Annotated in this window: 28 protein-coding genes and 1 tRNA gene; 16 read left to right on the top strand and 13 right to left on the bottom strand. The window is 68.7% G+C overall.

The window, feature by feature from the left end; all coding sequences use genetic code 11:
* Positions 1 to 2: 2 nt before the first annotated feature.
* Both radA and EV141_RS10770 read right to left on the bottom strand, forming a co-directional pair.
* The gene (gene radA, locus EV141_RS10775) at positions 3 to 1,349 is read right to left on the bottom strand and encodes a DNA repair protein RadA (protein WP_130485965.1); all 1,347 of its coding nucleotides are present in this window, start codon (positions 1,347 to 1,349) and stop codon (positions 3 to 5) included.
* A 10-nt stretch (positions 1,350 to 1,359) separates the two neighbouring features.
* Positions 1,360 to 2,040 carry an SGNH/GDSL hydrolase family protein gene (locus EV141_RS10770; protein WP_157985547.1) on the bottom strand — a complete coding sequence of 227 codons (681 nt, stop codon included), beginning with the start codon at positions 2,038 to 2,040 and terminating at the stop codon, positions 1,360 to 1,362.
* 108 nt (positions 2,041 to 2,148) lie between these two features.
* Between EV141_RS10770 and EV141_RS10765 the strand changes: the two genes are divergently transcribed.
* Positions 2,149 to 2,239: transfer RNA gene (locus EV141_RS10765), tRNA-Ser, on the top strand.
* Positions 2,240 to 2,273: 34 nt separating this feature from the next.
* Here EV141_RS10765 and EV141_RS10760 read toward each other — a convergent pair.
* The 3 genes from EV141_RS10760 to cmtR form a co-directional block, all read right to left on the bottom strand.
* Complete coding sequence (locus tag EV141_RS10760) at positions 2,274 to 3,491, bottom strand: integrase core domain-containing protein (RefSeq protein WP_375880262.1); 1,218 nt, start codon at positions 3,489 to 3,491, stop codon at positions 2,274 to 2,276.
* Positions 3,492 to 3,570: 79 nt separating this feature from the next.
* Complete coding sequence (locus EV141_RS10755; protein ID WP_016997609.1) at positions 3,571 to 4,173, bottom strand: cadmium resistance transporter; 603 nt, start codon at positions 4,171 to 4,173, stop codon at positions 3,571 to 3,573.
* Complete coding sequence (gene cmtR / locus EV141_RS10750; protein ID WP_130485962.1) at positions 4,170 to 4,529, bottom strand: Cd(II)/Pb(II)-sensing metalloregulatory transcriptional regulator CmtR; 360 nt, start codon at positions 4,527 to 4,529, stop codon at positions 4,170 to 4,172. Before cmtR ends, EV141_RS10755 begins: the two co-directional genes overlap by 4 nt.
* A gap of 193 nt (positions 4,530 to 4,722) precedes the next feature.
* On the opposite strand from cmtR, the gene EV141_RS10745 reads away from it, so the two are divergent.
* From EV141_RS10745 to EV141_RS10730, 4 genes are all read left to right on the top strand, one after another.
* Positions 4,723 to 5,319 (top strand): recombinase family protein, encoded by a 597-nt coding sequence (locus EV141_RS10745; protein ID WP_064441666.1) that lies wholly within the window; start codon positions 4,723 to 4,725, stop codon positions 5,317 to 5,319.
* 7 nt (positions 5,320 to 5,326) lie between these two features.
* Entirely contained in the window at positions 5,327 to 6,724 is a 1,398-nt protein-coding gene (locus tag EV141_RS10740) for a Mu transposase C-terminal domain-containing protein (protein ID WP_082937603.1), read from the top strand.
* Positions 6,721 to 7,539: an AAA family ATPase gene (locus tag EV141_RS10735; protein WP_130485961.1), complete on the top strand. Its 819-nt coding sequence runs from the start codon at positions 6,721 to 6,723 to the stop codon at positions 7,537 to 7,539. The genes EV141_RS10740 and EV141_RS10735 overlap by 4 nt, the downstream gene beginning before the upstream one ends.
* A gap of 345 nt (positions 7,540 to 7,884) precedes the next feature.
* Positions 7,885 to 8,523 carry a hypothetical protein gene (locus EV141_RS10730; RefSeq protein WP_130485960.1) on the top strand — a complete coding sequence of 213 codons (639 nt, stop codon included), beginning with the start codon at positions 7,885 to 7,887 and terminating at the stop codon, positions 8,521 to 8,523.
* A gap of 19 nt (positions 8,524 to 8,542) precedes the next feature.
* Here the strand turns inward: EV141_RS10730 and EV141_RS10725 are convergent, their stop codons facing one another.
* From EV141_RS10725 to EV141_RS10715, 3 genes are all read right to left on the bottom strand, one after another.
* A complete protein-coding gene (locus EV141_RS10725) occupies positions 8,543 to 8,920 on the bottom strand; it encodes a nuclear transport factor 2 family protein (RefSeq protein WP_130485959.1) in 378 nt (125 codons plus the stop codon).
* A 64-nt stretch (positions 8,921 to 8,984) separates the two neighbouring features.
* Positions 8,985 to 11,948 carry an aminotransferase gene (locus EV141_RS10720; RefSeq protein ID WP_130485958.1) on the bottom strand — a complete coding sequence of 988 codons (2,964 nt, stop codon included), beginning with the start codon at positions 11,946 to 11,948 and terminating at the stop codon, positions 8,985 to 8,987.
* 56 nt (positions 11,949 to 12,004) lie between these two features.
* Positions 12,005 to 12,247 carry a hypothetical protein gene (locus tag EV141_RS10715; protein ID WP_130485957.1) on the bottom strand — a complete coding sequence of 81 codons (243 nt, stop codon included), beginning with the start codon at positions 12,245 to 12,247 and terminating at the stop codon, positions 12,005 to 12,007.
* Positions 12,248 to 12,346: 99 nt separating this feature from the next.
* On the opposite strand from EV141_RS10715, the gene EV141_RS10710 reads away from it, so the two are divergent.
* From EV141_RS10710 to EV141_RS10695, 4 genes are all read left to right on the top strand, one after another.
* Positions 12,347 to 12,835 (top strand): glutathione peroxidase, encoded by a 489-nt coding sequence (locus EV141_RS10710; protein WP_130485956.1) that lies wholly within the window; start codon positions 12,347 to 12,349, stop codon positions 12,833 to 12,835.
* Between the two features lie 147 nt (positions 12,836 to 12,982).
* The gene (locus tag EV141_RS10705) at positions 12,983 to 13,741 is read left to right on the top strand and encodes a 3-oxoacid CoA-transferase subunit A (RefSeq protein WP_130485955.1); all 759 of its coding nucleotides are present in this window, start codon (positions 12,983 to 12,985) and stop codon (positions 13,739 to 13,741) included.
* Positions 13,738 to 14,442, top strand: coding sequence for a 3-oxoacid CoA-transferase subunit B (locus EV141_RS10700; protein WP_130485954.1), 705 nt, complete (start codon positions 13,738 to 13,740; stop codon positions 14,440 to 14,442). Before EV141_RS10705 ends, EV141_RS10700 begins: the two co-directional genes overlap by 4 nt.
* 51 nt (positions 14,443 to 14,493) lie before the next feature.
* Positions 14,494 to 15,663 carry a thiolase family protein gene (locus EV141_RS10695; protein ID WP_130485953.1) on the top strand — a complete coding sequence of 390 codons (1,170 nt, stop codon included), beginning with the start codon at positions 14,494 to 14,496 and terminating at the stop codon, positions 15,661 to 15,663.
* 44 nt (positions 15,664 to 15,707) lie between these two features.
* On the opposite strand, the gene EV141_RS10690 is transcribed toward EV141_RS10695, so the two are convergent.
* Complete coding sequence (locus EV141_RS10690; RefSeq protein WP_130485952.1) at positions 15,708 to 16,133, bottom strand: hypothetical protein; 426 nt, start codon at positions 16,131 to 16,133, stop codon at positions 15,708 to 15,710.
* 59 nt (positions 16,134 to 16,192) lie between these two features.
* On the opposite strand from EV141_RS10690, the gene EV141_RS10685 reads away from it, so the two are divergent.
* On the top strand, positions 16,193 to 17,305 hold the full coding sequence (locus tag EV141_RS10685) for an AAA family ATPase (RefSeq protein WP_130485951.1): 1,113 nt from the start codon (positions 16,193 to 16,195) through the stop codon (positions 17,303 to 17,305).
* On the opposite strand, the gene EV141_RS10680 is transcribed toward EV141_RS10685, so the two are convergent.
* The 3 genes from EV141_RS10680 to EV141_RS10670 all read right to left on the bottom strand — a co-directional run bounded on the left by EV141_RS10680 (position 17,302) and on the right by EV141_RS10670 (position 19,614).
* The gene (locus EV141_RS10680) at positions 17,302 to 17,928 is read right to left on the bottom strand and encodes an alpha/beta hydrolase (RefSeq protein WP_130485950.1); all 627 of its coding nucleotides are present in this window, start codon (positions 17,926 to 17,928) and stop codon (positions 17,302 to 17,304) included. The two genes, EV141_RS10685 and EV141_RS10680, sit on opposite strands and share 4 nt — an antisense overlap.
* The gene (locus EV141_RS10675; RefSeq protein ID WP_130485949.1) at positions 17,925 to 18,893 is read right to left on the bottom strand and encodes a ring-cleaving dioxygenase; all 969 of its coding nucleotides are present in this window, start codon (positions 18,891 to 18,893) and stop codon (positions 17,925 to 17,927) included. The genes EV141_RS10680 and EV141_RS10675 overlap by 4 nt, the downstream gene beginning before the upstream one ends.
* A gap of 61 nt (positions 18,894 to 18,954) precedes the next feature.
* Positions 18,955 to 19,614, bottom strand: a complete 660-nt coding sequence (locus tag EV141_RS10670; RefSeq protein WP_130485948.1) for a Pr6Pr family membrane protein — start codon at positions 19,612 to 19,614, stop codon at positions 18,955 to 18,957.
* A gap of 139 nt (positions 19,615 to 19,753) precedes the next feature.
* Here EV141_RS10670 and EV141_RS10665 point away from each other — a divergent pair, with 139 nt between their 5' ends.
* The gene (locus EV141_RS10665; protein WP_130485947.1) at positions 19,754 to 20,107 is read left to right on the top strand and encodes a hypothetical protein; all 354 of its coding nucleotides are present in this window, start codon (positions 19,754 to 19,756) and stop codon (positions 20,105 to 20,107) included.
* Positions 20,108 to 20,436: 329 nt separating this feature from the next.
* On the opposite strand, the gene aspS is transcribed toward EV141_RS10665, so the two are convergent.
* Positions 20,437 to 21,846 (bottom strand): aspartate--tRNA(Asn) ligase, encoded by a 1,410-nt coding sequence (gene aspS, locus EV141_RS10660; protein WP_130485946.1) that lies wholly within the window; start codon positions 21,844 to 21,846, stop codon positions 20,437 to 20,439.
* A 45-nt stretch (positions 21,847 to 21,891) separates the two neighbouring features.
* Here aspS and EV141_RS10655 point away from each other — a divergent pair, with 45 nt between their 5' ends.
* From EV141_RS10655 to ccsB, 5 genes are read left to right on the top strand one after another with little or no spacing between them, the layout of a single operon-like run.
* Entirely contained in the window at positions 21,892 to 22,524 is a 633-nt protein-coding gene (locus EV141_RS10655; protein ID WP_130485945.1) for a histidine phosphatase family protein, read from the top strand.
* Entirely contained in the window at positions 22,521 to 23,159 is a 639-nt protein-coding gene (locus tag EV141_RS10650) for a TlpA family protein disulfide reductase (RefSeq protein WP_241969227.1), read from the top strand. The genes EV141_RS10655 and EV141_RS10650 overlap by 4 nt, the downstream gene beginning before the upstream one ends.
* A 12-nt stretch (positions 23,160 to 23,171) precedes the next feature.
* Positions 23,172 to 23,915, top strand: a complete 744-nt coding sequence (locus EV141_RS10645) for a cytochrome c biogenesis CcdA family protein (RefSeq protein WP_130486017.1) — start codon at positions 23,172 to 23,174, stop codon at positions 23,913 to 23,915.
* A complete protein-coding gene (resB, locus tag EV141_RS10640; RefSeq protein WP_241969226.1) occupies positions 23,893 to 25,560 on the top strand; it encodes a cytochrome c biogenesis protein ResB in 1,668 nt (555 codons plus the stop codon). Before EV141_RS10645 ends, resB begins: the two co-directional genes overlap by 23 nt.
* Positions 25,561 to 25,583: 23 nt before the next feature.
* Positions 25,584 to 26,588 (top strand): c-type cytochrome biogenesis protein CcsB, encoded by a 1,005-nt coding sequence (gene ccsB, locus EV141_RS10635; protein ID WP_241969225.1) that lies wholly within the window; start codon positions 25,584 to 25,586, stop codon positions 26,586 to 26,588.
* The last annotated feature ends 122 nt before the right edge of the window (positions 26,589 to 26,710 follow it).

The following is a 26,710-nucleotide window of genomic DNA, read 5'->3' as shown; positions in this document are numbered from 1 at the left end:
CCCTAGAACTCGGGGATGTCAACCTTTTCGTCACGGGCCGAGGCGAACGCCTGGCGCACCGCCTCGCGCAGGTGCACCGCGCCCGCGTCGACGAGGGTCGTGTAGCCGAGGCGCTTCGCCTCGGCGGCCCGCTGCGACGCTGAGGTCACGCCGCGGATCTCACCGGCGAGGCTGATCTCGCCGACGGCGGCGAGGCGCGAGTCGAGCGCTTTGTCGCGGCGGGCGCTCGCGATCGCCAGCGCGATCGCGAGGTCGGCCCCCGGCTCGGTGAGGCGGATGCCGCCCACCGTCGACACGTACACGTCGTACGTCGACAGAGCGATGCCGCAGCGTCGTTCGAGCACGGCGAGCAGCATGGCGACGCGGGAGGAGTCGACGCCGTTCACGACCCGGCGCGGCTGCGGGGCCGAGCTGGCGACGACAAGTGCCTGCACTTCGACGGGCAGGGCGCGACGCCCTTCGAGGGCGATGGCCACGCAGGTCCCGCTGACGGGCGTCGTGATGTGCGAGCGGAACAGCTCGCTCGGGTCGGCGACCTCGGCGATGCCGTCGCCCGTCATCGCGAAGCAGCCCACCTCGTCGGTGGGGCCGAAACGGTTCTTGAGCGCGCGTACAAAGCGCAGCGACGTCTGCCGGTCGCCCTCGAACTGGCAGACGACGTCGACGAGGTGTTCCAACATGCGCGGCCCGGCGATCGTGCCGTCTTTCGTGACGTGACCGACGAGCAGCACGGGCAGGGCGCGTTCTTTCGCGACCCGGATGAGTGTGGCCGCGACCTCGCGCACCTGCGCGACGCCGCCGGCGAGCCCGTCGATGAGGGAGGAGGCCACCGTCTGAACCGAGTCGACGATCAGCAGGCTCGGCTTCACGTCGTCGAGCTGGCCGAGGATCGTGGCGAGGTCGGTCTCACTCGCGAGGTAGAGGTTCTCGCTGAGCGCACCCGTGCGGCCGGCGCGCAACCGCACCTGCGCGACCGACTCTTCGGCGCTGACGTACAGCACGCGCTGCCCCGATCGCGCGGCCCGCGCGGCCACCTCGAGCAACAGCGTCGACTTGCCAACACCCGGCTCGCCCGAGAGCAGAATCGCGGCGCCCGGCACGACACCGCCGCCGAGCACGCGGTCAAACTCGCCGATGGTGGTCGGGGTGTGGCTCTGCTCGCCTTGCTCGATCTCGGTGATGGGGCGGGCGGCGCGCGCCTCGGGAACGCGCGCGGGCGCTGTCTGCCGCGAGGGAGCATCCGCCTCGACGATGGTGCCCCACTGCTGACATTCGCCGCAGCGGCCAGCCCACTTGAGGGTCGTCCACCCGCACTCGGTGCAGCGGAAATTTGCGGTGGTGCGAGCCATGAGAGCAAGGCTAAGCGTGACCACCGACATCGGGGCGCAGTGCGCGCGCCCGCCGGGCGACCGCTCCGGCGTATGCGGAGTCCCACACCCGGTATCCGAGTCGGCTCGGATGGAACTGGTCCCACGAGAAGTCGGGGAACGACCCCCAGCCGCGCCGGTACTCGGTGACGCGGTGCAGGGGCGCGAACGCGAGGCCGGCCGTGTGAACGGCGTCGGCGATCGTCTGGGAGATGCGCCGGGCATCCCATTCGCGCTCGCCGAAATGGAAGCACGGCAGGTCGGCAACGATCGTGTGCGGGGGCAGGCGGCCCACGATCGCCCGGACGCGCGCGTCGACGTCGTCGGCGGGCGTGCGGCCGGCGTCGTTGCCGCCGATGTCGAGGGTCACCATGTCGGCGGGGCGGCCGGCCTCGCGCTCGACCTCGACCAGGAGGTCGAGCTGCCGGTCGAGCACGTCGTCGGCGCGGGCTCCATAGCGGGCGAGGTTCACGACACGCACCGTGCGAAACGACAGGCGCTGCAGGCGGTGGGCGGCGAGGCCGACGTAGCTGGCGTCGAGGTCGCGGGTGCCGACCCCGAGGGCGGCCGAGTCGCCGAGTGCGACGTAAAGCAGGTCGCCCGACTCGTCGGCCCGGCGCCGCCACTCGGCGACGCGGCGGCGCACGAAGGGGGTGCGCGGGCTCCAGGTCACAGGTCGCATCGTAGCGACGGGCGCTGCGCGCGGCGGGCCGCGGATGCTGCCCTCGCGCCTTCCTCGCCCGTTTCGACCCAGCCGCGTGGCTGTACTACACTCGTCCGCGGTGACGTGTCCGAGCGGCCGAAGGTGCAACTCTCGAAAAGTTGTGTAGGGTAACCCCCTACCGTGGGTTCAAATCCCACCGTCACCGCCATTGTCCTGTCTCAGGACATAGGAAACCCTCGAACCTATTGGTTCGGGGGTTTCCTGCGTTTTTGGGGGCCTTTGGGTCGGCCGGTGGGTTGATAGTCGCGGCTGGTGTCGATGGTGAGTTCGCGGAGTAGTTCTCCGGTGGCGGCGTTGATGATGGTGACGTCGAGGTCGTTGACGAGTACGAGGACGTGGGTTCCTGCGTAGGTTCGGCTGATGCCGATGTGGTGCATTCGGCTGGCGATGCGCAGGGTGATGCAGCCGGTTTTGTCGACTTTGTCGTGCCGGATCCGGGTGTGGTTGTCGCGGTCTCTGATGCCGGTGGTGGGTGCGGCTTTGGGGAGTGCTTCGTAGCGGGCGGCGGGTGTTGCGTGGTGCGGCAGCGACCGGTGGGGGCGGTGGTGGTTGTATTCGTCGGCGAACTCGTCGAGCAGCTGCTGCAGCTCGTCGACCGTTTCGGGCTGGGCAGTTTTTGCGCGGAGCCAGTTCTTCAGTGTTTGTTGGAACCGTTCGACTTTGCCTTGGGTTTGGGGGTGCGAGGGGGAGCCGTTTTTCTGCACGATGCTGCGGTTACGGAGTTCTGTTTCGAAGGCGTTCCGGCCGCCGCGGCGCCCGAATCCGGAGTGTTTGACGGTGAAGACCATGCCGTTATCGGTCAGCGTTGATGCGGGTTCACCGTGCGTGGCGCAGGCGTCGCGGAAGGTTGCAACGACGATCGGGGTGGTGACTGCCTGGTGGGCGGTGAGGGAGATCGTGTAGCGGGTGCAGTCGTCTAGCCAGGTCAGAATTTGCGTGTCTTGGCCGCCTGCGAGGCGGTAGTGGGTGAAGTCTGACTGCCAGCACTCGTTGGGCAGGGATGCTTCAAAGCGGATGTAGGACGACTTCGGGCGCTTTTTCGGTTCCGGGGTGATGAGCTGCTGCCGGTTCAGGGTGCGCCAGATCGTTGCCGGTGAGACGTGGATGCCGTGGTGGTGTTCAAGGTGCCAGCGGATGGTGTGGGCGCCGGCATCAAGGCCTTTCTCGGTCAGCTCGCGTCGCAGGGCCACGATGAGCTCGACCGTGGCGGGGTCGATCGCGTTCGGGGTCGAGTGCGGTTTCCGGGAGCGGGGTTCTAAGGCGGCGTCGCCTTCGATTCGCCAGCGGGCGATGAGTTTCGAGACCCATCCGGGTGAGGCGTTGTAGCGGTGTGGCTTCGTTCGCTTGGTGGCGGGGTTTTTGCAGCGCTCCGTGGCGGTCTTGTTGCCGCGATCACACAGGACTGGCTGCAGGTAGGTGTCGCGGTCTGAACCGAGAGGGGTGCGCCCGGTCGGGGCCGTTTGGATCGCTGCCGCTACGTCAGAGTCCGAAGGCTCCGCCGCTGACGAGGATCACGATGCCGAGGCCGATGAGAACGATGGGGAAGAGGATGTGCTCCCAGCGTTCGAGCACTTCGGCGATCGGGGGGCGGGTGGCGACGAACTTTGCCAGGGCCACCAGGACCGCGACGAGCGCGAGGAAGACGATGCAGTAGGCGACTACTGCGAGAGGTTCCACGCTGAGGAAGACAGGGGTGTAGACGCCGATGTTGTCGCCGCCGTTGGCAAGGGTGACGCCTGCGACTGTCCACACGCCGACCTTCTTGCCGGCAACCTTGGCCTCGTCGTCATCGTCGTCATCGTCTCCGCGCCAGGCCTGCCATGCGGCCCAGAGGCCGAGGCCCAGAGGGATGAGACCGAAGTACGGGATGGCTGCCGAGGGCAGGAATGCTCCGGCACCGATGGTCACCAGGACCGCGGCACCGAGGATGCCGGCGAATCCGAGGTACTGGCCGGCCAGAATGCGGGCGGTAGTGCCGCGCTGGCCTGCCCCTCGCGCGAAGAAGAGGGAGAGCACGATGATGTCGTCGATGTTGGTCGCTGCGAACAGGCCCATCGCCTGCAAGACCGAGGTGAGGATCATGCGCCCTCCCCAGCTGCGTCGCATCCGGGAAGCGAGCAGGCGGGATCGATGCACGGGGCGTCTTCGTCCACTGCCAGGGTGGCATCGACCAGTGCCGTCAGCGCCTGCGCCAGGTGCGAATCGGCGATCTCATATCGTGTCCGACGACCCTCGGGCTCGGAGACGACGATCCCGCAATCGCGCAGGCATGCCAGGTGGTTGGACACGTTCGGGCGTGTCAGGTCCAGATCTCGGGCCAGTTCCGCCGGGTAAGCGGGATGGTCGAGCAGGGTCAAGATGATCCGGGATCGAGTGGGGTCGGCCAGTGCGCGACCCAGGCGGTTCATCACGTCGAGACGCGAAGTAATAGTCAGCATGAACTGAACTATACAGCGCGCACTGAACACTAGTTCACAGGCGTCAGCCCAGATCGCATGCCCGTAAGGGGAACCCTCACCGGACACCACCGCTACTTATCGAGAGGAACGACGGCACGCCTGGCGGGCTGTCCCGTAAGACCCGTCCGGTGAACTGTCCGGTGAAGGGAGGCTATATGACACACTGGGGAGCATGTCCCCCTTGAAGGTCGGCTATGCCCGAGTCTCCACCGACGAGCAGGACCTGACCGCGCAGCGTGACGGACTCGCGGCGTTCGGCGTCGATCCCAAGCGCATCTACGTCGATCACGGGCTCACGGGCCGCAACGCCGACCGTGAGGGCCTGCAGCAGGCGCTGGCAGCGTGTCGGGACGGCGATACATTCGTGGTCACCAAGCTCGATCGGCTGGCGCGTTCGGTCCGTGATGCCCACCAGATCGCCGACGACCTCGCGGCGCGGGAAGTGAAGCTGAGCATCGCCGGATCGGTGTACGACCCGACCGACCCGATGGGGAAACTGTTGTTCAACGTGCTGGCGATGGTCGCCGAATTCGAAGCCGACCTCATCCGTGCCCGCACCCGCGAGGGGATGAAGGTCGCCAAGGCCAAGGGCCGGCTGCGCGGGAAGTCACCGAAACTCACCCCCCGGCAAGAAGCTCACCTCGTCCAGCTACATGCCGCCGACGAGCACACTGTGGGCGAGCTGGCCGAGCTGTTCAGCGTGGGCCGCTCGACGGTCTACCGCGCCCTTCAGCGCGCCGAGCGCGGGCGCGAGAACGCCTTGCAGTAGGTGCGTCGTGGACGCTCGAGCGCGGTGGCGAATCCTCAGGCTCCACGTCGAGGACCAGGTGCCCCTCGCGCGCTTAGCTCGCGAGACCGATGTTGGGCTGCGGACCCTGGAGCGCTGGCACGCCCGCTACCGCGCCGACGGCTACGCCGGACTGGAGACAGCCTCGCGAGCGGACACCGGCTCCCGCCGCCTTCCGCCCGACCTCGTCCACCTGATCGAGGGCCTGGCACTGAGCAAGCCGCGGCCGGCCATCGCCACCATCCACCGCAAAGTCACCGGCATCTGCGCCGCCCGGAGATGGCCGGTCCCCTCCTACTCGGTGGTGTGGGACATCGTGCGGACCCTGGATCCCGGCATGGTCACCCTCGCCCTGGAGGGCGCAGCGTCCTACCGCGACAAGCACGAGCTGGTGCTACGCCGGCAAGCAGAGCTGCCCAACGCGATGTGGCAATCCGATCACACCATGCTCGACATCCTGGTGGTGGGCACCGACGGCAAGCCCGCACGGCCATGGCTGACAACGATCCTCGACGACTGCTCCCGGGCGGTCTGCGGCTACACAGTCTTCCTGGGCGCACCGTCGGCGATGAACACCGCCCTGGCGCTGCGCCAAGCGATCTGGCACAAGACCGACCCGGCCTGGCCGATGTGCGGCCTGCCCGACGTGCTCTACGTCGACCACGGCAGCGACTTCACCAGTGACCAGCTCGCCCACACCGCCGTCGACCTCCACATCCGACTGATCCACTCCACCGTCGCCCGACCCCAGGGACGGGGCAAGATCGAGCGGTTCTTCGGCACCATCAACACCGAGCTACTCGCCACCCTGCCCGGACACATCACCGAAGGGCACCCCTGGCCGACACCGAAACTGTCCCTGGCCGCCCTCGATAGCGCCCTGGAGGCGTTCGTGGCCACCTACAACGACCGCACGCACAGCGAGCTCGGAACTTCCCCGCGCAGCGCGTGGATCGCCGATGGCTGGCTGCCCCGAATGCCCGAGAGCCTGGAAGACCTCGACAGACTGCTGTTGACCGTCGCCAAGACCCGCGTCGTGCGCCGCGATGGCATCCGCTTCCAGGGCCTGCGCTACGTCTCGCCAACTCTGGCCGGCTACGTCGGACGCTCGGTCGTGATCCGCTACGACCCCCGCGACATCACCGAGATCCGCGTCTTCGATCACGACGAATTCGTCTGCAAGGCCGTCAACCAAGAGCACCACGACCAGAAGGTCAGCCTCAAGGAGATCCAGGCCGCGCGCAACGCCCGCCGCCGGGCGCTGCGAGCCGGCATCAACGAACGCATCGCCCTCGTGGCCGCACCTACCGAGACGCCACGGATCACCGAAGCACCGGCTCCGGCGCCGAGGTCGGCGTTGAAGATCTACAAGGAGGACCTCAGGTGAGCCAGCGCTTCATCGTCACCAAGGAGCACCGCCGCTTCACCGAGTTCGCCGACGCCGTGCGCCGCGGGCACACCATCGGTTTGTGCTTCGGATCAGCCGGCGTAGGAAAGACACTCTCCGCGCGCCGCTACGCACACGACGAGAAGGCTCATGACCTGCTGACCTACTGGGGGCCGCGCTCCGACAACGACGCCAAGATCTACGCCGCCTTGAACCGGAGCCGCACCGTGCTCTACACCCCCAGCGTGCTGACCACCCCGCGGACCCTGAAGGACGAGCTGACCCAAGCCATCACCCGCACCAACATGTGCATCGAGCAGCACCTCGTACCTCCCGGCACGGCCACTCCCGAGGCCTGGGGATGGCGACACGGCAGGAACTGCGTGGAGCTGATCATCGTCGACGAGGCCGAACGACTGCGTCCCGCCGCTCTGGAACTGCTGCGCGATCGCTACGACCGCGACGACATCGCCCTGATCCTGATCGGCATGCCCGGCCTGGAGAAGCAGTTCAGCCACTACCCCCAGTTCTACAGCCGAGTCGGCTTCGCCCACCAGTACCGGCCCCTGGGACAAGACGAACTGCTGTTCGTCCTCGAGCGACACTGGCGATCCCTCGGCAAGACCCTCGACCCCGACGACTTCACCGACGCCCAAGCCATCGCAGCCATCGCACGGATCACCCGCGGCAACTTCCGGCTCCTCGAACGCCTCTTCCCCCAGATCCAGCGGGTCCTGAAGATCAACGAACTCGACACCATCACCAACGACGTCATCGAAGCCGCACAGAGCACCCTGGTCATCGGTGTCACCTGACCCCGCCACGAAGCGACCGAAGAACCCCGCCATTCAGCAGACGAAGTCACATAGCGGCGTGCTGCCTCGGCCTGCGACAGGCCTTGAACGGTGACGGCGGTGATGATCAGGCGGGCCTTCGACACGATGTTGAGCGTGCCGGGAAGTTTCCTATGTCGTGAGACAGGGGTTTCCTATGTCCTGAAACTAGACACCACCGTCACCGCCATGAAAACCCCCGGTTGACCGGGGGTTTTCGCGTTCGTGGACATAGTTTGCTGCCGGTCTGTGCGCCTGGCTGCCACACTGGTGCGCAGTGCCCGGGGTCGGTGGCCCGCGTCGACCTCTCCCGATCAGGAGGCCCCCATGTCGAGCGTCGCCGTTCGCGTCACCCTCGGAATCGCCCTCGCCGTCGCTGGCGTACTCGCGCTCATCGACCTCTTCGTCGAGGGCGCTGACCTGGGGCTCTGGTGGGTCGGTATCCAGTTCGGCGCGAGCGCCGTGTTTTGGGTGGCCTTTGCGACGGATCGCGGCTCGTGGTGGGCGGCGATTCCGGGCGCGGTGCTGGCCGCGATCGGCGTGCGATCGCTTCTGGAACTGTCGGGGAGCATCCCGAACTGGCGGGAACTCGTCTTCCTCGTGATCGCGAGTCTCGGGTTCTGGGCCGTCGCGGCGACCCGTAAGCGGCGCTGGTGGGCCATCATTCCGGCCGGGATGCTCGTCACCCTCGGGGTGACGGATCTCGCCGACCGGCTTCTCACCGACCAGGCTGGCGGCATCGTCTTCTTCGTCGGCGCATCGCTCACCTTCGTGGTGCTGGCGATCGCCCCGGGAGGGCGCGCGCAGCGCTGGGCCTGGTTCCCCGCGATCGGGCTCGCGATCGTCGCCGTCATCGTGGCCCTCTCGGCGGAGGGCCTCGGCGTGGGGGCGGCGGCGGTGTGGCCGATCCTCGTGGTCGTCGCGGGCATCGCGATCGTCATCAGCGCGCTGCGCTCGCGACGCTAGGGGCCGGTTTCCGACGCGACTAGTCGGCCACGGATGCGCTTCCGGCGATCACCTGCCACCGACCGTCGATCACCGACCAGTAGCGCTCATACCGCAGCGTTGCCTCGATGGGCGTCCCGTGATCAATCAGCGCGACGTCGACGAGTGACTGCGTGCGCCCGCGGCCGGCGTGGGCGATTGTGCTGCGGCTGCGTTCCGTAATTGAGGTGAAGCGCGTGGTCCCCGTGCGGTGCGCTTCGAGATCATCGTCTCGACTAATGATTGCGCCGTCGGGGAGGCAAAATGCGAGCTCGGGGAAGAGGAGCTCGGCGAGACGCTCGACGTCGCTCCCGCGCATGGCGTCCAGCAGAGCGTCCTCCGCCTGGTCGAGGGAGAGGCCACGGGAATCGGTCGTCATTGGGGGTGATTGCCTCTCAAGTCTTTCGAGCCGTATCGGGTCACGCGGGTTGCGCTGGGCACCGCTACCAGCCGGTCGCGAGCACCCTTTCGACCTGGTCGGCGAAGTAGTCGGCCGACTCGATCGTGACGCACAGCGGCGGCTTGATCTTGAACACGTTCTGGTAGTCGCCGGTGGGCTGCATGATGACCCCGAGCGCGCGCAGGCGGTCGCAGATGAACGCCGTCTCTTCGGTCGCCGGTTCGAGCGTCGACCGGTCGCGCACCAGCTCGAGGCCCATGTAGAGACCCGAACCGTGCACGGCGCCGATGATCGGGTACTCATCCATGAGGGCTTCGAGGCGGCGGCGCAGGTGCTGCCCGACCCGCCACGCGTTCTGCTGCAGGCACTCGTTTTCGATCACGTCGAGCACGGCCATGCCGATCACCGACGAGACAGGCGAGCCGCCGGTCGAGGCGAAGAAGTAGCCGCCCGTGCGGTACTTGTCGGCGATCTCCTTCGTCGTGATGACGGCGCCCACCGGGTGGCCCGAGCCGACCGACTTCGCGACCGCGACAATGTCGGGCACCACGCCCTGCTGCTCGTGACCCCAAAACCAGCCGCCGAGCCGGCCGTAACCCACTTGCACTTCATCGGCGATGACGACACCGCCGTGGCGGCGCACCGCCTCGTACACCTGAGACAGGTAGCCGTCGGGGAGGGGAACACCGCCCGCGTTGCCGAAGTAGGGCTCGCAGATGAACCCGGCGGGGGGCCGGCCGCTTGCGGCGAGTTCGTCGATGACGGCCACCGCCTCGGGGGCGTAGCGGTGTGCATCCGCCCCCCGATGCGTGCCGCGGTACGCGTTCGCCGCGTCCACCGTGTGCACCCAGTCGGGGCGGGTCTCGAGCGCGTTCGGGTTGTCGGCGATCGAGGTCGAGACGGCATCGCTCGCGAATGTCCAGCCGTGGTAGGCCTCGCGCATGGCGACGATGTCGCGGCGGCCGGTGGCGGCCATCGCGAGGCGAATGGCGAGGTCGACCGCCTCCGAGCCGGAGTTCACGAAGAACACCGTGTCGAGGTGCTCGGGCAACTTCGCCGCGATCCGCTCGGCGTATTCGGTGATCGCCGCGTAGTGGAACCGCGAGTTCGTGTTCAGCAGACGCATCTGCCGGTGCGCGGCCTCGACGACGTGCGGGTGGGCGTGGCCGACCGACGTCACGTTGTTCAGCATGTCGAGGTACACGCGGCCGTTCGTGTCGACGAGGTACTCGCGCCAGCCGCGCTCAATCTGCGGGGGAGCGGCGTAGTAGTGCTCTTGCACCTCGGCGAGCACGCGCTCGCGGCGGGCGAGGATCGCGTGGGGGTCGGGGGCGTTGTCAGTGGCCGCGGGGTCGTTGTCGGGCTCGTGCGCGGCAGCGAGCCCGAGCGCGGCGGCCGGGTCACCCAGCACGGCCCGCCAACCGGGGGCGAGCGACGCCGCCACCATGGCGGGGGCAGGCGGCGCACCCTGCGGGCGCCGCTGAATCAGGATGCGCGTGTGCGCCGGCAGCGTCGCCCGCGTCGCGCTCGTCTCGTCGTCCGTCGCGCTCGCCTCGGCCGTCGCGCCGACCGCAGCCGCCACCCCCTCGCCGCTCAGCACCAGCGCCTCACCGTCGCCGTGCACCACGAGCGACTCGCCCTCGACGGTCACGTCTCCGGTGAGGATGGTGGGGACAGCAAGCCAGGCGGTGACGCCGGTCGGCACGGTCGCCGGCTCCTCCGGCGTGCGCGCCGGGGCACCCGTGAGGATCGGCTGCCAGGCCGGGAGGTACGCAACGTCGGCGCCGGCCGCGAGGGCGGCGGCGGCCGCGTTCTCGAGAACGGATGCGTGCATCCAGGCCCCGACGTCGTTGAGCGACGAGACGGTGCCCGCGTCGAGGGCGACCGGCGCGCGGAACGGCGGCAGTGGCACGGCACCCTGCCCGCCGGCGGTGGCGTCGGATGCCGCGACGGGCAACCCGAGGGCGCGGCGGATGACCGCGGCCATGACGGTCGGCGGCACCGAGGAGGCGACCTCGAACACCCGGAACTCGCGGTCGAGGGCGCCGCTTGCGTAGTCGTTGGAGGCGTCGAGCCGCACCTGCTCGCGGCCGCACAGCACCAGCACGACGCCGCGCAGGGTGACGAGCGCCCACAGCGCGTCGACCTCGTGCCCGGTCAGCGGGCGCAGCGCGTGGAAGGCGCGAACCGCCGGCAGCGTCGTCGCGGGGGTCGCGCCGTCGTGGTGCAACAGTGACGACAGGGTGGTGGCGAGCTCGCCGACCGCCCACGAGGCGGCCACGTCGCCGAAGTCGATGACGGCGTCGGGCAGGCGCTCGCCGTCGGGCCGCAGGATGTTGTCGTCGGTGATGTCGAAGTGGCCGGCCTGCACGGGAAGGTGCTCGGCGACGGGCGCGAGGGCGGCGAGCGCGGGTGCGGTCGCCGCGGCGAGAGTCGCGCGCACCTGCTCGTCGGGTTCGCGCGGCAGCAGGGTGTCGATGACGCGCTCGGCGTGCCGCAGGTCCCACTGTAAGACGCGGGCGTCTGCCGGGTGCCGGTACTCGGCGAGGGCGACGCTCACGCGGGCTGACAGCTCGCCCATGCGGGCGACCACGTCGGGGCCGAGGTAGCCAGAACCGGTCAGCGTCGAGCCCGTGATGTTCTCGATCACGCGGGCATGGATGCGCCCCTCGCCCGTCTGCCACCAGGCCGACATCGCGCCGCGCGGCCCTTCCACGAGCTTCGGGATGCGCAGGCTGGGTTGCCGCTCGGCGACGCGGGCGGCCGCCTCGTCTTGCATCTGAATCTCGGCCTCACTGAAGGCGGGATTGCTGAGCTTCAGCACCCCGAGCGCTTCGTCTGACCCGCGGGCGAAGACCCGGAAGTTCTGGTCTTGCTGGCTGCCGAGCGGGGCGAGTTCGACGTCGACGCCGAAGTGTTCGGCGAACAGGCGCTGCACCTCATCGACGCCGAGGGTGGGAGTCGGTAATTCGAGCTGCGTGAAGTAGTCGAAGATCGCGTCCGACACCCGTGGCTCCTTTGCTTGTCCGCGCTGATTCTACGGCGGACACGCCGGCGCGGAGGTTACGGGGAGGTGCGTGACGGGCGGGCGCTGAGGCGTGCCAGCACGCCCACGATGATGCCGAGAAGGCCCGCGATGCCGACGGGGGTGCCGACCACGACGAGGATTCCGGCTCCGATGTTGGCGTCTGATGCGGTGACATCGATCATCGTGACGGCGACCGCGAGCATGACGAACCCTGTGGCCAAGAGGACGGTGCCGAACGTGGAGAAGACCGTCGCGACGGTGCGGCTGCGAGTGCTCATCGCTCTAGGAGACACTGTGTGGTCGCCACACAGTCAAGTCGGGTGAGTTTTCGGTCGACACGAGGTGACCGCCCAGCGCCGGCGCCTACGGTGGGCGATATGACCGCCGCTCTCGACTCCATTCCGCTCACGATGCTCGACGGCCGGGCGACCACGTTCGGCGAGTTCGCCGGCAACGTGGTGCTCGTCGTGAACGTCGCCTCGCGCTGCGGCTTCACCCCGCAGTACCAGCAGTTGGAGGAGCTGCAGAAGCGCTACGCGGGCCGCGGCTTTACGGTGCTGGGCATGCCGTCGAACCAGTTCCTGCAGGAACTCTCGAGCGAGGACAAGATCGCCGAATACTGCAGCACCACGTGGGGCGTCACCTTCCCGATGACCGAGAAGGTGAAGGTCAACGGCGGCAAGCGTCACCCGCTCTACGCCGAACTCGTGCACGCGAAAGACAGCGTGGGGCTCGCGGGCCCCGTGGCGTGGAACTTCGAAAAGTTCCTCGTGCTGCCGAACGGCGAGGTGCACCGCTTCCGCTCGACCACCGCGCCCGACGACGACGCGATCGTGTCGCTGATCGAGGCGAACCTGCCGCGGTAGTCGGCCACCGGCTGCGCGCACGAGCTGGCGTGCGGGAGTACCTCGTCGCGCGCGTGATTCCTCTTCTTTCGCCGCGCCCCGCCACGCCGTAGACTGTCCGTTGAGCGAACTACTGTTCGCAAGGCGCACAACTGAGAGGGGGCGACGATGATCGATAAGACCGTGCCCGACGTCGCATCCGCCGTCGCGGGCATCGCCGACGGAGCCACCGTCATGGTCGGCGGTTTCGGCCGCGCCGGCCAGCCCGTCGAGCTCATCGACGCCCTCATCGACGTCGGCGCCCGCGAGCTCACCATCGTCAGCAACAACGCCGGCGGCGGCGACGTGGGCCTCGCCCGCCTCATCGCCGAAGGTCGCGTGCGCAAAGTCGTCTGCTCGTTTCCGCGGCAGAGCGACTCCTGGCACTTCGACACCGCTTACCGCGAGGCCCGCCTCGAACTTGAGCTCGTGCCGCAGGGCAACCTGGCCGAGCGCATCCGTGCCGCGGGGGCCGGTATCGGCGCCTTCTACTCGCCGACCGCCGTCGGCACTCCGCTCGCCGAGGGCCGCGAGCAGCGCGTCATCGACGGCCGCACCTACCTGCTCGAGTACCCGATTCACGCCGACGTCGCCCTGATCTCGGGGCTCGCCGCCGACCGGCTCGGCAACGTCGTCTACCGCCGCACGGCCCGCAACTTCGGGCCCATCATGGCGACCGCTGCTCGCACGACGGTGGTGCAGGTCGACGAGATCGTCGAGGTGGGCGCGCTCGATCCCGAGGCCGTCGTCACCCCCGGCATCTTCGTCAACCGCGTCGTGGCGGTCGGCGAGCGGCCGTGGCTGCGCGACAGCGAGTTCGTCGGCGGCGTCGACCTGGCCGGTGCCCCGCTCGCGGGCGCCGGCGCGTCAGCCGGAGGTGCCTCGTGAGCGACCAGCAGACCGCGACCGCGCCCCGCGCATCCGATGATCGCCACGCGCAGCCCGACCGGCTCGACCGCACCGCCCTCGCGAAGCGCGTCGCGGCCGACATTTCGAACGGCGCATACGTCAACTTGGGCATCGGCGCGCCGACGCTCGTGGCCGATCACCTGCCGCCCAGCTCCGAGGTGATTCTGCACACCGAGAACGGCATGCTCGGTATGGACCCCGCCCCCGCCGAGGGCGAGGTCGACCCCGACCTGATCAACGCGGGCAAGCAGCCCGTGACCGAGCTGCCGGGCGCCGCGTACTTCCACCACGCCGACTCGTTCGCCATGATGCGCGGCGGTCACCTCGACCTCTGCATCCTCGGCGCCTTCCAGGTCTCCGAGTCGGGCGACCTCGCGAACTGGTCGACCGGAGCTCCCGACGCGATTCCCGCGGTCGGCGGCGCCATGGATCTCGCGATCGGCGCCAAAGACGTCTACGTCATGACCGACCTCCTCACGAAGACGGGTGAATCGAAGCTCGTCGCGTCGTGCACGTACCCGCTCACGGGCGTCGGATGCGTCACCCGCGTCTACACCGATCGCGCCGTCTTCGACGTGGTCGGCGGCCGCTTCCGCGTGCGCGAGCTGTTCGGCTCGACGACGCTTGACGAGTTGCGCGAGCTGACCGGGCTCGAACTCGAGATGTTCGATGGCGCGTAGCGCGCGCACCCGCCCGTCCGCACCTGCCCGCCCGGCCCTAAGGAGACTGCGATGACCGCGAGCTTCATCTACGACGCCGTGCGCACCCCGTTCGGTCGCGCCGGAGGGGCGCTCGCCGATGTGCGGCCCGACGACCTCGCCGCCACCGTCATGAAGGCGACGGTCGAGCGCACGGGTCTCGACCCGGCGCGCATCGACGACGTCGTGTTCGGTGATGCCAACCAGGCGGGCGAAGACAACCGCAATGTTGCCCGCTTCGGAGCGCTGCTCGCGGGCTTCCCGACGACGGTCACCGGCACCACGGTCAACCGCCTCTGTGGCTCGTCGCTCGACGCCGTCATTCAGGGCTCGCGCGCTATCGAGTCGGGCGACGCCGACGTGATCCTGGCCGGCGGCGTTGAGTCGATGAGCCGCGCCCCCTACGTGCTCGAAAAGTCGCCGAAGCCGTACCCCGCGATCGGCAACCCGACCCTCTGGAACACCGCGATCGGCTGGCGCATGGTCAATCGCGCGCTGCCGAAGGAGTGGACGATTTCGAACGGTGAGTCGGCCGAGAAGCTCGCCACGATCTACGGCATCTCGCGCGACGACCAGGACGCGTTCGCGCTGCGCAGCCACGCGCTTGCGGCCGCCGCGTGGGCGAACGGCGCCTACGACGGCGAGATCGTCCAGGTGGCCGGCCACGAGCTCGCCCGCGACGAAGGCATTCGCGACGACACGACGCTCGAAAAGCTCGGCTCGCTGAAGGCGCTGTTCGCGGCCGACGGCACGGTGACCGCGGGCAACTCCTCGTCGATCAACGACGGAGCCTCTGCCGTGCTCATCGGCGGAGAGGGTGCGTTAGACGCGGCTCCGCTTGCCCGAATCGCCGGGCGTGCGGCCTTCGGCAACGACCCCGACGTGTTCGGGGTCGCCCCCGTCGAGGCGGCCAACCGGGCGCTGGCGAAGGCCGGGCGCACCTGGGCCGACGTGTCGTTTGTCGAATTGAACGAGGCGTTTTCGTCGCAGAGCCTCGCGTGCATCCGCCTGTGGGATCAGCTGGACCCCGAAACGGTGAACATTCACGGCGGCGCGATCGCGATCGGCCACCCGCTCGGAGCCTCCGGCGGCCGCATCATCGGCCACGCGGCCCACGAGCTCGCGCGCCGCGGCTCGGGCGTCGCCGTCGTCACGCTCTGCATCGGCGTCGGCCAGGGCCTCGCCGTCGTCCTCGAGCGCTAGGGCGCATTGCGGCGCGTGGAACCGCCACTCAGCGAGTCGCGGCGCTATTCCCTGACGAACACCCCGCCGCCGACAGCGCGAAAACCTTCGGGCGCCGGGGGTGTGGGCCCTCCAGCGATGAGTCGAAACTCGGGTAGCTGTCCGGTGACGGTCGCGCCGGTCGGGCCGCACCCTCCTGCCGCGCCGCTGTCGTCAAGCGCATAGGCGAACACGCAATAGCTATCCGAGAGGCTGCGCGCGAGGTAGAAGCGCAGATTCGTTTCGGCGTCTTCGCCCACGAAGCGAAATGTGCCCAGGTCAGCCGTGTTCTCCACGTCAAGGATGTCGCTGTCTGGCACGTCGCCATCGACCTGCGGCCGGTCGAGCAGTGCCTGAGCCTCGTCGGTTCCGAACGTCGCACACGCACTCAATCCGAGCGCCCCCGCGAGTGCCATCATCGCCAATCCCGAGGTGAGCATCCGTCGTCGCATGTGCTGACGCTACCCCGCCGGTCGACCGAATTGTCGGTTCTGCTCACTACGATTCCCGGATGCTGCGCCTCATCGCCGTTGAGAATTACCGGTCGCTGCGCGACCTCGTTGTCGAGCTGGGTGACCTCACGGTCGTGACCGGCCCGAACGGCAGCGGCAAGTCGAACCTGTACCGGGCCCTGCGCTTGCTCGCCTCGATCGTGCGCGACGGCGCCCTGCGCACCCTCGCCGCCGAGGGTGGGCTGCGCAGTGCCCTGTACGCGGGCGAGCGCCGCGGCCAGGAGCCCGTCGCTCTTCGCCTGGGCTTCGCGGCCGATGAGCTGTCGTACGCCATCGACCTCGGTATGCCGCAGCCGGGCGTCAGCCCGTTTCCCCTCGACCCCGAGGTGAAGGGTGAGACCGTTTGGTTTGGCGAGACGCTGCGCCCGTCAACGATCGCCGCCGATCGACGCTCGCTGCGGGTGCGGCTGCGCGCCGCCGACGGTGACCTCGCGATCGCCCCCTGGAAGCCCCAGCCCACCGAGTCGATGCTCGCCACACTCGCCGACCCCGACACGGCGCCCGAGCTCTACGCGATGCGCGAGCGCGCTCGCGGCTGGCGCTTCTTCGACGCGCTGCGTGTCGATCCGGATGCTCCCGCGCGCCGCCCCGCGCCCGTCACCTACACGCCGGTGCTCGATGGTGACGGCGGCGGTCTGCCCGGCGCGCTCGCCACCGTGCTGCGGGTGGGTGACGCCGAGGCGCTGCAGCGCGCCGTCTCACGCGCGTTCGACGGGGCTCGGGCGACCGTGCTGGAAGACGACCGTGGCATCGGCGTCGTTGCCCTGCAGCAAACGTCGGTGAAGCGCCCGTTCGACGCGAGCGAGCTGAGCGACGGCACGCTGCGCTTTCTGCTGCTCGCCACCGCCCTGCTCTCGCCCCGACCGCCGGGCCTGCTGGTGCTCAACGAGCCCGAGGCGAGCCTGCACCCGAGCGTGCTGCCGGCCCTCGCCGATCTGGTGACGCGTGCAGCCGAGTCGACCCAAGTGGTCGTGATCTCGCACGCGGCCCCGCTTGTCGACGCGCTCAGCGGCTCAGCCGTGCGCATCGAACTTGAGCGCGCAGGCGCCGCGACCACGATCCCGGGCCGCCTCCGCTTCGACGGCCCGAGGTGGAGCTGGCCGAGTCGTTAGCGCGCTGCGAGCCACTCCCGCGCCGCGGCGACGTCGGACATGTCGATGCCGTGCCCACCGGCGCGAATGTGGCGCTCCACCTGGGCGCCGTGCGCTTCGGCGCGCAGCACGAGGTGCTCGACGCTCGCCGTCGGCGCCATCGCGTCGGCGGCGCCGTTGAGCAGCAAGAGGTCGACGCCCGACGCGTCGCCGATCGGGTCGCGGTCGCCGAACGGGTACATGCCGCTGAACGCGACCACCCGGGTCAGCGTCTCCGGGTGCAGCAGCGCGGTTGCGGTGCCAATGTTCGCGCCGTTCGAGAACCCGACGGCGGTGATCGGCGCATCCTGAATGCCGTAGTGCTCGCGGGCGGTGCGGATGAACGCGGCCAGTTCTGCAGAGCGCGCAATGACGTCGTCGACGTCGAACACGCCCTCCGTCACCCGCGCGAACCAGCGGGTCATGCCGTGCTCGCTGACCCGGCCGCGCGGCGACAGCACACCGGCGTTCGGGTCGAGGTGCTGCCCGAGCGTCGCGACCTCGGTCTCGTTGCCGCCCGTGCCGTGCAGCGTCAGCAGGTAGTGGCTCGCGCCGTTCTGCGGCTCGCGAACGAGGTGCGGCCAGTCGCTCAATTGCACGGTCACGCGGCCACCTCGGGATTGTTCTCGTCAGGGATGCGGATCGGCGCGACCGCGTTCTCGATCGCCTCGCGCGACGGCTCGAGCCACGGCGGCAGCTTCAGCGAGCGGCCCAGCTCGAGCAGGGGCTCGTCGATGTCGAATCCGGGGGTGTCAGTCGCGATCTCGAACAGCACGCCGCCCGGCTCGCGGAAGTAGATCGACGTGAAGTACTGGCGGTCAAGAATCTGCGTGACCTGGTGGCCGCGCTCGGTGAGTTCCTGGCGCCACGCCTCCTGCGTCTCCTGGTCGGGCACGCGGAAGGCGATGTGGTGAACCGTGCCGCCGGCGGTGAGGCCCTGCGCCGCGAGGTTCGAACCGATCACGTCGACGAGGGTGCCGGGGGCGCCCGAGCCGGCCGCGAGGCGGGTGCGGTTGCCCTGTTCCTCGACCACGCGCATCCCGAGGTCGTTCACCATCAGCTCGACCGTCTTCGAGCTGTCGCGCACCGTGAGCACGCTCGAGTGCTGGCCGCGGATCGCGTATTCGGCGGGAACGCTGGCCGAGTCCCACGGGTCGCGCGGGTCGTCGGCGTGCGTGGCGACGAGTTCGATCTGCAGGCCATCGGGGTCGGCGACGAGCAGGCGCTCTTCGTCGGAGGAGGTCGAGGTGATCCGACCCTCGACACCGATCTTCGCGAAGTGCCCCGTCCACCAGCCGAGGCTGCCGGCCGGCACGCTGAAAGCCGTCGAGGTCGACTGGCCAGCGCCGATGCGGCCGCCGGCTACGCCGCGCCAGGGGAAGAACGTCATGAGCGAGCCCGGTCGACCCGCCTCATCGCCGTAGTAGAGGTGGTAGGTGCCCGGGTCGTCAAAGTTGACGGTCTTCTTCACGAGCCGCAGGCCGAGGCCGGTGATGTAGAAGTCGATGTTCTTCTGCGGGTCTCCGGCGATGGCGGTGACGTGGTGCAGACCTTCGGTGGTTGCGGTCATGGTGCGCTCCTCACGCTCGATGCGAATGCATGATATCCATGCAAACGCATAAAACGCCTGACTATTCCCGCAGAACGCGCACCGCTGCGGGTACGCGCGAGAGGGCGAAGATCAGCGAGCCAAACAGCACGAAGGCGACCACGATCATCCCGACATAGAAGAACACGCTCGCGTAGCCGGTGTCGGGGTTCAAGAACGGGTACGGCACCCAGCCGTCGGTCGCCCCGCGCACGAGCACGACCGAGACCCACACTGTCGGGTAGATCAGCACCCAGCCGAGCCGTCGCAGCGCGAGCCGCACCCGGTCGGAGGCCAGCATCCAGTCAACGAAACCGGCGATCGGGGTCACGTAGTGCATGACGGTGTTCGCCCATCCCACGGGAACGCCGCCCTCGGCGCCGAGCGGGGCGAGCAGCAGCACGTACACGACGCCCACGATGACGATGAAGGTCGTGACCGTCGCGCGCACGATCGTGCGCCCCGCCGACGCGCGCCTCCCCTGCAGGATGCGCACGGCCGCCCACACCCACACGACCGTGATCAGGATGTTCGACTGAATCGTGAAGAACCCGAAGAAGTTGAACGGATTGACGGGGCCGCGTTCGGCCGCATCGAGGAACGTCGCCACGACCGCGGCGACGGTCAGCGCCGCGAGGGCGAATCGGATGCTCGCCACGCCGATTCCGGCGGGCGTCGGTCGGGTGCGGGGCGGCGTCGTCATCGGCGTCCTTGTGCTGGGGGCTGCGCGCAGTCGGGTGCGGCGGGCCCGAGTGGTCGGGTTCGCTCATTCCAGCACGAAGCGGGCCGCCTGCACAGGGTGGGCGCGGCATCCGTTCAGGGTGAACACGTACGGTGCCCGTGTGATTCAGCCCGCCCGCGACCTGTTTGGCGCGCTGCGCCGCAAGCGTGAGCCCGTCGAGTACTGCGCCACGATCGTCGTGCAGTCGCCCGTCACCAAGCTCGACGCGCTCTCGATCGTCGCCCTCGCGATGGATGCCCCGGTCGAGAACCAGCGCACGATGCGGCCGTACGTGCCGCTTGCCGAGGGTGCGTGGATCGAGATCGAGATCCCGAAGTTCGGCGAGCCGCCGCCTCTCGCGATCGACGTCTATTCGACGGTCAGCCACGACCACGCGGCGCTGCACGCGCTCACCCTCATGGGCCGCCTCGAGCAGTACACGGGCTGGAAGATCCGCCCCGACTTCGCCCTCTAGGCCGACCCTCGCCGACGGGGCGCGCCAGACTCAGCAGCCCGACGTCACCTCGCCCCTTCGGTTGATCAGCGCCACGGTGGATCAGCGCCACCGCAGCGATCCGTCGGCCGCTGCTGGGTCGCGTCACGTACCCCCGCGCCCTTCCACAACAGCGGGAAGGCGCACCGTTGTCACTTCTCCGCGGTTGTGGAAGCGGTCGTTGAGACGGCGTCACTCTTCCGCTGTTGTGGAAGCAGCCTGCGGGGGAATTCTTCTGCTGGCGGGTGATGCTGACGAGAGCGAGCGTCCCGAGCGAGAGCCCCGACCGGGTGCTTCCGAGCGCGAGCTCGTTACGGAGTCAGGCGCGTCGGGCCGCGGAACAGGTACGTCGTTTCGCGGATCGATGACAGCCCCAGCATCAGCATCAGCACGCGGGCGAGGCCCATGCCGAATCCGCCGTGCGGGGGCACCCCGTAGCGGAAGAAGTCGAGGTAGAACTCGAGCTCTTCCGGCTCGAGGCCCTTCTCGCGGGCCTGCTCGATGAGCACGTCAACACGGTGCTCGCGCTGCGCACCCGTCGAGATCTCGACGCCGTTGAAGAGCAGGTCGTAGCTGTTCGTGAGCGACGCATCGCCCTCGTGACGCATGTGGTAGAACGGCCGAATCGTCGAGTCGTAGTCGGTCACGAACACGAAGTCGTGGCCGTGGTTCGCCTTCACCCAGGCCGACAGGCGGCGCTCGCCCTCGGGGTCGAGGTCGCCGTCAGCGCGCGGAATCTCGTAGCCGCCCTCGGCGACGATGCGACGCGCCTCGGCGAGGGGGATGCGCGGGAACGGCAACGCAGGAATCTCCAGCGAGACGCCGAACGCCGCCTCGATCGCAGCGCCGTGCTTCTCGACGACCGCCGAGAACGCCGCATGCAGCGCCTGCTCGTGCATCTGCATGACGTCCTCGTGCGAGCGCACCCAGCTGATCTCGGCGTCGATCGACGTGAACTCGGTCGCGTGGCGTGACGTGAACGACGGGTCGGCGCGGAAAGCCGGGGCGATCTCGAACACCTTGCCGAAGCCGGCCGGCTGCGCCATCTGCTTGAAGAACTGCGGGCTCTGCGCGAGATACGCGGTGCCCTCGAAGTAGCCGAGCTCGAACAGTTCGGCGCGGCTCTCCGAGGCGCTCGCCATGAGCTTCGGGGTGTGAATCTCGATGTACTCGTTCTCGACGAAGTAGCTGCGCAGCGCGTGCTCGAACGTCGTCTGCACGCGGAAGATGAGGTTCGCCTCGGGGCGGCGCAGGTCAAGGAACCGCCAGTCGAGGCGCTTGTCCAGGCTCGAGTCCTCGGCGATGGGGGTTTCGGGCAGAGCCTCGCTCACCACCTCGAGCGTGTCGATCTTCACCTCGAGGCCGCCGAGCTTGACGCGCTCGTCGTGCTTCAGCTCGCCGCTGACGCGCACCATGGTGCCGTGGGCGAGGCCGCCAATCGTCTCGGTCAACGCGAGTGCGGCACGCTGCGCGTCCAGTTCGTCCCGTGACCGCTCATCGAGACGATGAGCGGCGCTGGCGTCGCGGTCGAGGCCAGAAATGGCCTCGCCTCCAAGCTCCAGCGCGCGCGTCGCCGGGTTCACGAGCTGAACTGCGCCGGTCTCGTCGCGCAGAATGACGAACTGCACCTTCTTCTGATCGCGCACCGTCTCCACCCAGCCGGCGACCTCCACGGGGCCGTCAGGAAGAGGGGACAGGTGCGCGATGAGGGTGCGGGTCATAACCCCCGAGTCTACGGGCGATAGCGCCCCTCCTAGACTGGCCCCGTGCCTGCCGACGTGATCCACCTCGTGCGCCACGGCGAGGTGCACAACCCCCAGCGCATCCTGTACGGCCGCCTCGAGGGCTACGGCCTCAGCGATCTCGGCCATCGCATGGCGGAAGCGTCCGCGCGGTCGCTCGGCGGGCATCCGATCACGGCGCTCTACAGCTCGCCCCTGCAGCGCACGCGCGAGTCGGCGGCGCCCTGGCAAGAGGCCTTCGGACTCGAGCCGCACATCGACGAGCGCCTCATCGAGCCGATGAACCGCTTCGAGGGCAAGCGCATGGACCGCGCCACCCTCATGAACCCCAAGCACTGGCCGTGGATGCTCAACCCGAGCAAACCCAGTTGGGGCGAGCCGTTCGCCTCCATCGCCACCCGGATGCTCGCGGCCATGACCGACGCGCACGCGCGCACCGAGGGTGGCGAGGTCGTCATGGTCAGCCACCAGCTTCCGATTTGGATGGCGCACCGGGCGGTCGCCGGCAAGCGGCTCGCGCACGACCCGCGCACGCGGCGCTGCGCATTGTCGAGTATTACGAGCTTCGCGTGGCGCGACGGCGCCTTCACTGAGATCGGTTATCAGGATCCCGGGGTAGAATTGGGGGAAACACCCATCGACCTCGGAGCAGTGTGACGACCACCATCCGCACCCCCCGACGCCGACGCCCGTTCCGCACCGCTGCCGCCGTGGCCGCCGTCGGCGCGATCATCGCGCTTGCTGGCTGCGCGCCCAGCCAAGGCGATCGACTGGCCGAACAATTCCGCGAGGGCACCGGCCAGGGCTACATCTCGGGCGACGGCGCGTACACCGTCATCGCCGAGGCCGACCGCGGTGAGCCGATCGCCTTCGAGGGCACCGTTGAGTCGGGCGAGACGGTTTCGAGCGACGACTTCGCCGGCCAGGTCGTCGTCGTCAACTTCTGGTACGCCGCCTGCCCGCCGTGCCGCGTCGAGGCGGCCGACCTCGAGGCCATCTGGCAAGAGTTCCAGCCCGAGGGCGTGCAGTTCGTCGGCGTCAACATTCGTGATGGCGTGGGCACCGCGCTGACCTTCGCCGAAGAGTTCGGCATTACCTACCCCTCGATCCTTGACCGCGACGACGCCGCTGTGCGCCTCGCGTTCTCGGGCGAGGTCGCGCCGAACGCCGTGCCGACCACGCTGGTGCTCGACCAGCAGGGCCGCGTCGCCGCCCGCATCTCGGGCCTGCTCACCGAGCCATCGACCCTGCGCGCCATGATCAGCGACACGCTCGCCGAAGCCGAGAGCTAGGCCGCCGCCGTGGTGAACCCCGTCGGCGAGATCGTGCTGAGCGGCAACCTGCTGCTCGCGATGCCGATCGCGCTCGCCGCCGGGTTTCTCGCCTTCGCGTCGCCCTGCGTGCTGCCGCTGGTGCCCGGTTACCTCGCCTACGTCGGCGGATTCACCCGCCCGGTTGAGAACGCGCGCGAACGCAGCCGACTACTGCTCGGCGTGAGCCTGTTCATCCTCGGCTTCAGCGTCGTCTTCGTCGCGTTCTCGATCGTCTTTGCGACGGCGGGCCTGCTGTTGCAGTCGCAGCTCGACCTGATCACCCGCATCGCCGGCGTGATCGTCATTCTGATGGGCCTGGTCTTCGTGGGTCAGGTGTCGTTCCTGCAGCGCACCGTGCGGCCGAAGCTCACGGCAGCGGCGGGCCTCGGTGGCGCGCCCGTGCTCGGCATCGTGTTCGGGTTCGGTTGGGTGCCCTGCATTGGCCCGACCCTGATCGCCGTCAACGCCCTCGTCATCAACGAGGGCGATATCGGCCGCGCGGCGCTCATCGGCCTGCTGTACTGCGTCGGTCTCGGCGTTCCCTTCCTGCTGCTCGCCTTCGGCTTCCGCTGGGCGACCGGCGCGGCCGCGTGGCTGAAGCGCAACGCGCGCGCCATCAATCTCATCGGAGGTGGCCTGCTCATCGTCATCGGCATCGCGATGGTGACGGGCCTGTGGTCCCTCTTCGTGTCGAGCCTGGGATCGGTGATCGGTGGAACCGTTACGCCCCTCTGACTATGACGACGGCAGCGGCGCCCCCGCCGCCATCGACGAGGGCCCCGGCCGCGCATCCGCCGACGGCCCCACGCAACCTCGCCTCGGCGTCGTCGGCTGGGTGCGCTTCGTCTGGCGTCAGCTCACGAGCATGCGCACGGCCCTTGTGTTGCTGCTCCTCCTCGCCGTCGCGGCGATCCCCGGCTCGCTCGTGCCGCAGCGCTCGTCGAACCCGAACGGTGTGGTGCAGTACCAGCGCGACGACCCCGAACTGTTTGCGGTGCTCGACGCGCTCCAGCTGTTCGACACCTTCACCTCGGTGTGGTTCAGCGCGATCTACCTGCTGCTGTTCGTCTCGCTGATCGGCTGCATCATTCCCCGCACGACCCATCACTGGCGGGCCATGCGCTCGCGCCCGCCGAAGACGCCGGCGCGCTTGAACCGCCTGGTCGGCTATCGCGAGGCGGATGCGCGTGGCTCGGTCGAGGAGGCGCTTTCCGCCGGCGAGGCGGTGCTGCGCCGCCAGCGCTTCCGCGTGGAGCGCTACGGCGACTCGCTGTCGGCCGAGCGTGGCTACCTGCGCGAGACCGGAAACCTGGTCTTCCACATGGCGCTCGTCGGCGTGCTCGCGACGGTCGGGTTTGCGGGCGGCTTCGGCTACAACGGCCAGAAGGTCATCGTCGAGGGTCAGACCTTCGTCAACCAGTTGACGACCTACGACACGTTCTCGGCGAGCCGCTTCTTTGACGACTCGCGCCTTGACCCGTTCTCGTTGCGGCTCGATGAGTTCGAGGGTGTGTTTGAGGCGGCGGTTGACGAGCAGTCGGGGGCGCTGCTCGCTCAACCCCTTGACTACACGGCCACGGTGACGGTGACCGAGGCAAACGGCGAGAGCGTGCAGCGCGACATCAAGGTCAACGCGCCCATCGATATCCAGGGGATGCGCGCCTACCTTCTTGGCAACGGATTCGCGCCCGTCATCACGGTGCGTAACGCCGACGGCGATGTCGTGTTCGATGAGTCGGTCGCGTTCTTGCCGCAGGACAGCAATCTCACGAGCCTCGGCATCATCAAGGTGCCCGATGGCTTGCCTGAGCAGCTCGGCATGATCGGCTTCTTCTACCCGTCGGCGGTGCAGCTCGAGAGTGGTGCCCTGTCGAGTGTGTGGCCGCAGCCCGACAATCCGGTGCTCACCCTGAACGTCTTCCAGGGCGACCTGGGCCTGGACGACGGTGTTCCGCGCAACGCGTACGCCCTCGACGTGGACGACTTGGAGCAGGTCACGGGCGGCGAGACCGGCACCGAGTCGATTGTGCTCGGCCTCGGCCAGACGGCCGAACTGCCGAACGGATGGGGCACGGTCGAGTTCACCGCCCTGCCGCGCTTCGTCTCGATTGACATCCACCACGACCCGACGCAGCTGGGCGTGTTCGTCTCGACGGTGCTCGCCATCGCGGGTCTGATCGTGAGTCTCTTCGTGCCCCGCCGCCGCGTGTGGATCGCCGCTGAGCAGACGAACGACGGCGTGCGCCTGCGCTACGCGGGTCTTGCCCGCGGCGAAGATCCGAACCTCGATGGCGCGGTTGAGCGCGTCGCGACCGAGCACCTCGATCGGCTGGGCGGCCGCGTCGAGACCTCGCAGCCCGCCCCGGTTGCATCCCAGTAACCACGCCTACCATGGAGCCCGTGATGGAGAACCTCGCCAGCCTCTCGCTCGTCGCCGTGTACTCGGCGATGGGTGTCTACACCCTCGCGTTTATCGCCTTCACCCTCGACCTCGCGAAGCGGTCGGCCGAGTTGCCGGCTCGTGCCGCGAGCGGTGCGGCGGGGGCACCGGTCATCGCCACGGCCGCCGCCTCCGTCAGGGGATCAGCCGCGGGCGGCACCGCCGTTCTCGAGCGTGAAAAGACCCTGAAGCCTGAGAACAAGGATGGTTCGCGCGGCGGCGCGACCGTCTACCAGCGCGTTGCTTTCGCTCTGGCGATCATCGGCTGGGTGCTGCACCTGGCGGCGACGCTGACCCGCGGCATCGCGGCCGACCGCGTGCCGTGGTCGAACATGTTCGAGTTCGGCCTCACTGCCACGCTGCTCGGTATGGGCACCTTCCTCGGCGTCCAGCTGTGGAAGGACGTGCGCTACCTCGGGGCCTACATCACCGGCTTCACCGTGCTGTCGCTCGGCATCGTCACCGTGAACTTCTACGTGGACGTCGTGCCGACGCCGCCCGCATTGCAGTCGGCCTGGCTCATTATTCACGTGCTCGTGGCTTCGCTCGCCACGGCGTTCTTCGCCATCGGCGCCGGCTTGTCGACGATGCAGTTGCTGCGCCACCAGCGTGAGGTGCGCAAGACCGCGGGCCTGCGATTTCTCGACACCGTGCCGGGCGCATCCACGCTCGAGTCGCTCGCGTACCGCATCAACGTCGTCGGCTTCGTTTTCTGGACCTTCACCCTCGTCGCCGGCGCTATTTGGGCTGAGCGTGCTTGGGGCCGCTACTGGGGCTGGGACACCAAGGAGGTGTGGACCTTCATCATTTGGGTGCTCTTCGCCGGGTACATTCACGCGCGAGCGACCCGAGGCTGGCGCGGTAACCGCTCGGCGTGGCTCGCGATTGTGGGTTTCGGCGCCGTGATCTTCAATTACACGATCGTGAACCTGTTCTTCGAGGGGCTCCACTCGTACAGCGGCATCTGATCGACCATCGCGCGACGCGCCCCCGACCACTGGTCGGGGGCGCGTCGGCGTTTGCAGGAACGTGCGCAACAGGCCTGGAATCGTGGCCCCCGTTTGTGGGATAGACCTGAGATTCCTTCCCG

This window comes from Microcella putealis (assembly GCF_004216575.1).
Taxonomy (GTDB): domain Bacteria; phylum Actinomycetota; class Actinomycetes; order Actinomycetales; family Microbacteriaceae; genus Microcella; species Microcella putealis.
Note: the sequence above shows the minus strand (reverse complement) of the source record. Positions and strands in the feature narration are given on the sequence as shown.

Excerpts from the sequence above, each read along its gene's own strand:
- EV141_RS10715 (WP_130485957.1), bottom strand. The coding sequence starts at position 12,247 with ATGAGCACTCGCAGCCGCACCGTCGCGACGGTCTTCTCCACGTTCGGC.
- EV141_RS10690 (WP_130485952.1), bottom strand. The coding sequence starts at position 16,133 with ATGCGACGACGGATGCTCACCTCGGGATTGGCGATGATGGCACTCGCG.
- EV141_RS10695 (WP_130485953.1), top strand. The coding sequence starts at position 14,494 with ATGACCGCGAGCTTCATCTACGACGCCGTGCGCACCCCGTTCGGTCGC.
- EV141_RS10725 (WP_130485959.1), bottom strand. The coding sequence starts at position 8,920 with ATGACGACCGATTCCCGTGGCCTCTCCCTCGACCAGGCGGAGGACGCT.
- ccsB (WP_241969225.1), top strand. The coding sequence starts at position 25,584 with ATGGAGAACCTCGCCAGCCTCTCGCTCGTCGCCGTGTACTCGGCGATG.
- EV141_RS10755 (WP_016997609.1), bottom strand. The coding sequence starts at position 4,173 with ATGATCCTCACCTCGGTCTTGCAGGCGATGGGCCTGTTCGCAGCGACC.
- EV141_RS10705 (WP_130485955.1), top strand. The coding sequence starts at position 12,983 with ATGATCGATAAGACCGTGCCCGACGTCGCATCCGCCGTCGCGGGCATC.
- EV141_RS10710 (WP_130485956.1), top strand. The coding sequence starts at position 12,347 with ATGACCGCCGCTCTCGACTCCATTCCGCTCACGATGCTCGACGGCCGG.
- cmtR (WP_130485962.1), bottom strand. The coding sequence starts at position 4,529 with ATGCTGACTATTACTTCGCGTCTCGACGTGATGAACCGCCTGGGTCGC.
- EV141_RS10745 (WP_064441666.1), top strand. The coding sequence starts at position 4,723 with ATGTCCCCCTTGAAGGTCGGCTATGCCCGAGTCTCCACCGACGAGCAG.
- radA (WP_130485965.1), bottom strand. The coding sequence starts at position 1,349 with ATGGCTCGCACCACCGCAAATTTCCGCTGCACCGAGTGCGGGTGGACG.
- aspS (WP_130485946.1), bottom strand. The coding sequence starts at position 21,846 with ATGACCCGCACCCTCATCGCGCACCTGTCCCCTCTTCCTGACGGCCCC.
- EV141_RS10685 (WP_130485951.1), top strand. The coding sequence starts at position 16,193 with ATGCTGCGCCTCATCGCCGTTGAGAATTACCGGTCGCTGCGCGACCTC.
- EV141_RS10675 (WP_130485949.1), bottom strand. The coding sequence starts at position 18,893 with ATGACCGCAACCACCGAAGGTCTGCACCACGTCACCGCCATCGCCGGA.
- EV141_RS10730 (WP_130485960.1), top strand. The coding sequence starts at position 7,885 with ATGTCGAGCGTCGCCGTTCGCGTCACCCTCGGAATCGCCCTCGCCGTC.
- EV141_RS10670 (WP_130485948.1), bottom strand. The coding sequence starts at position 19,614 with ATGACGACGCCGCCCCGCACCCGACCGACGCCCGCCGGAATCGGCGTG.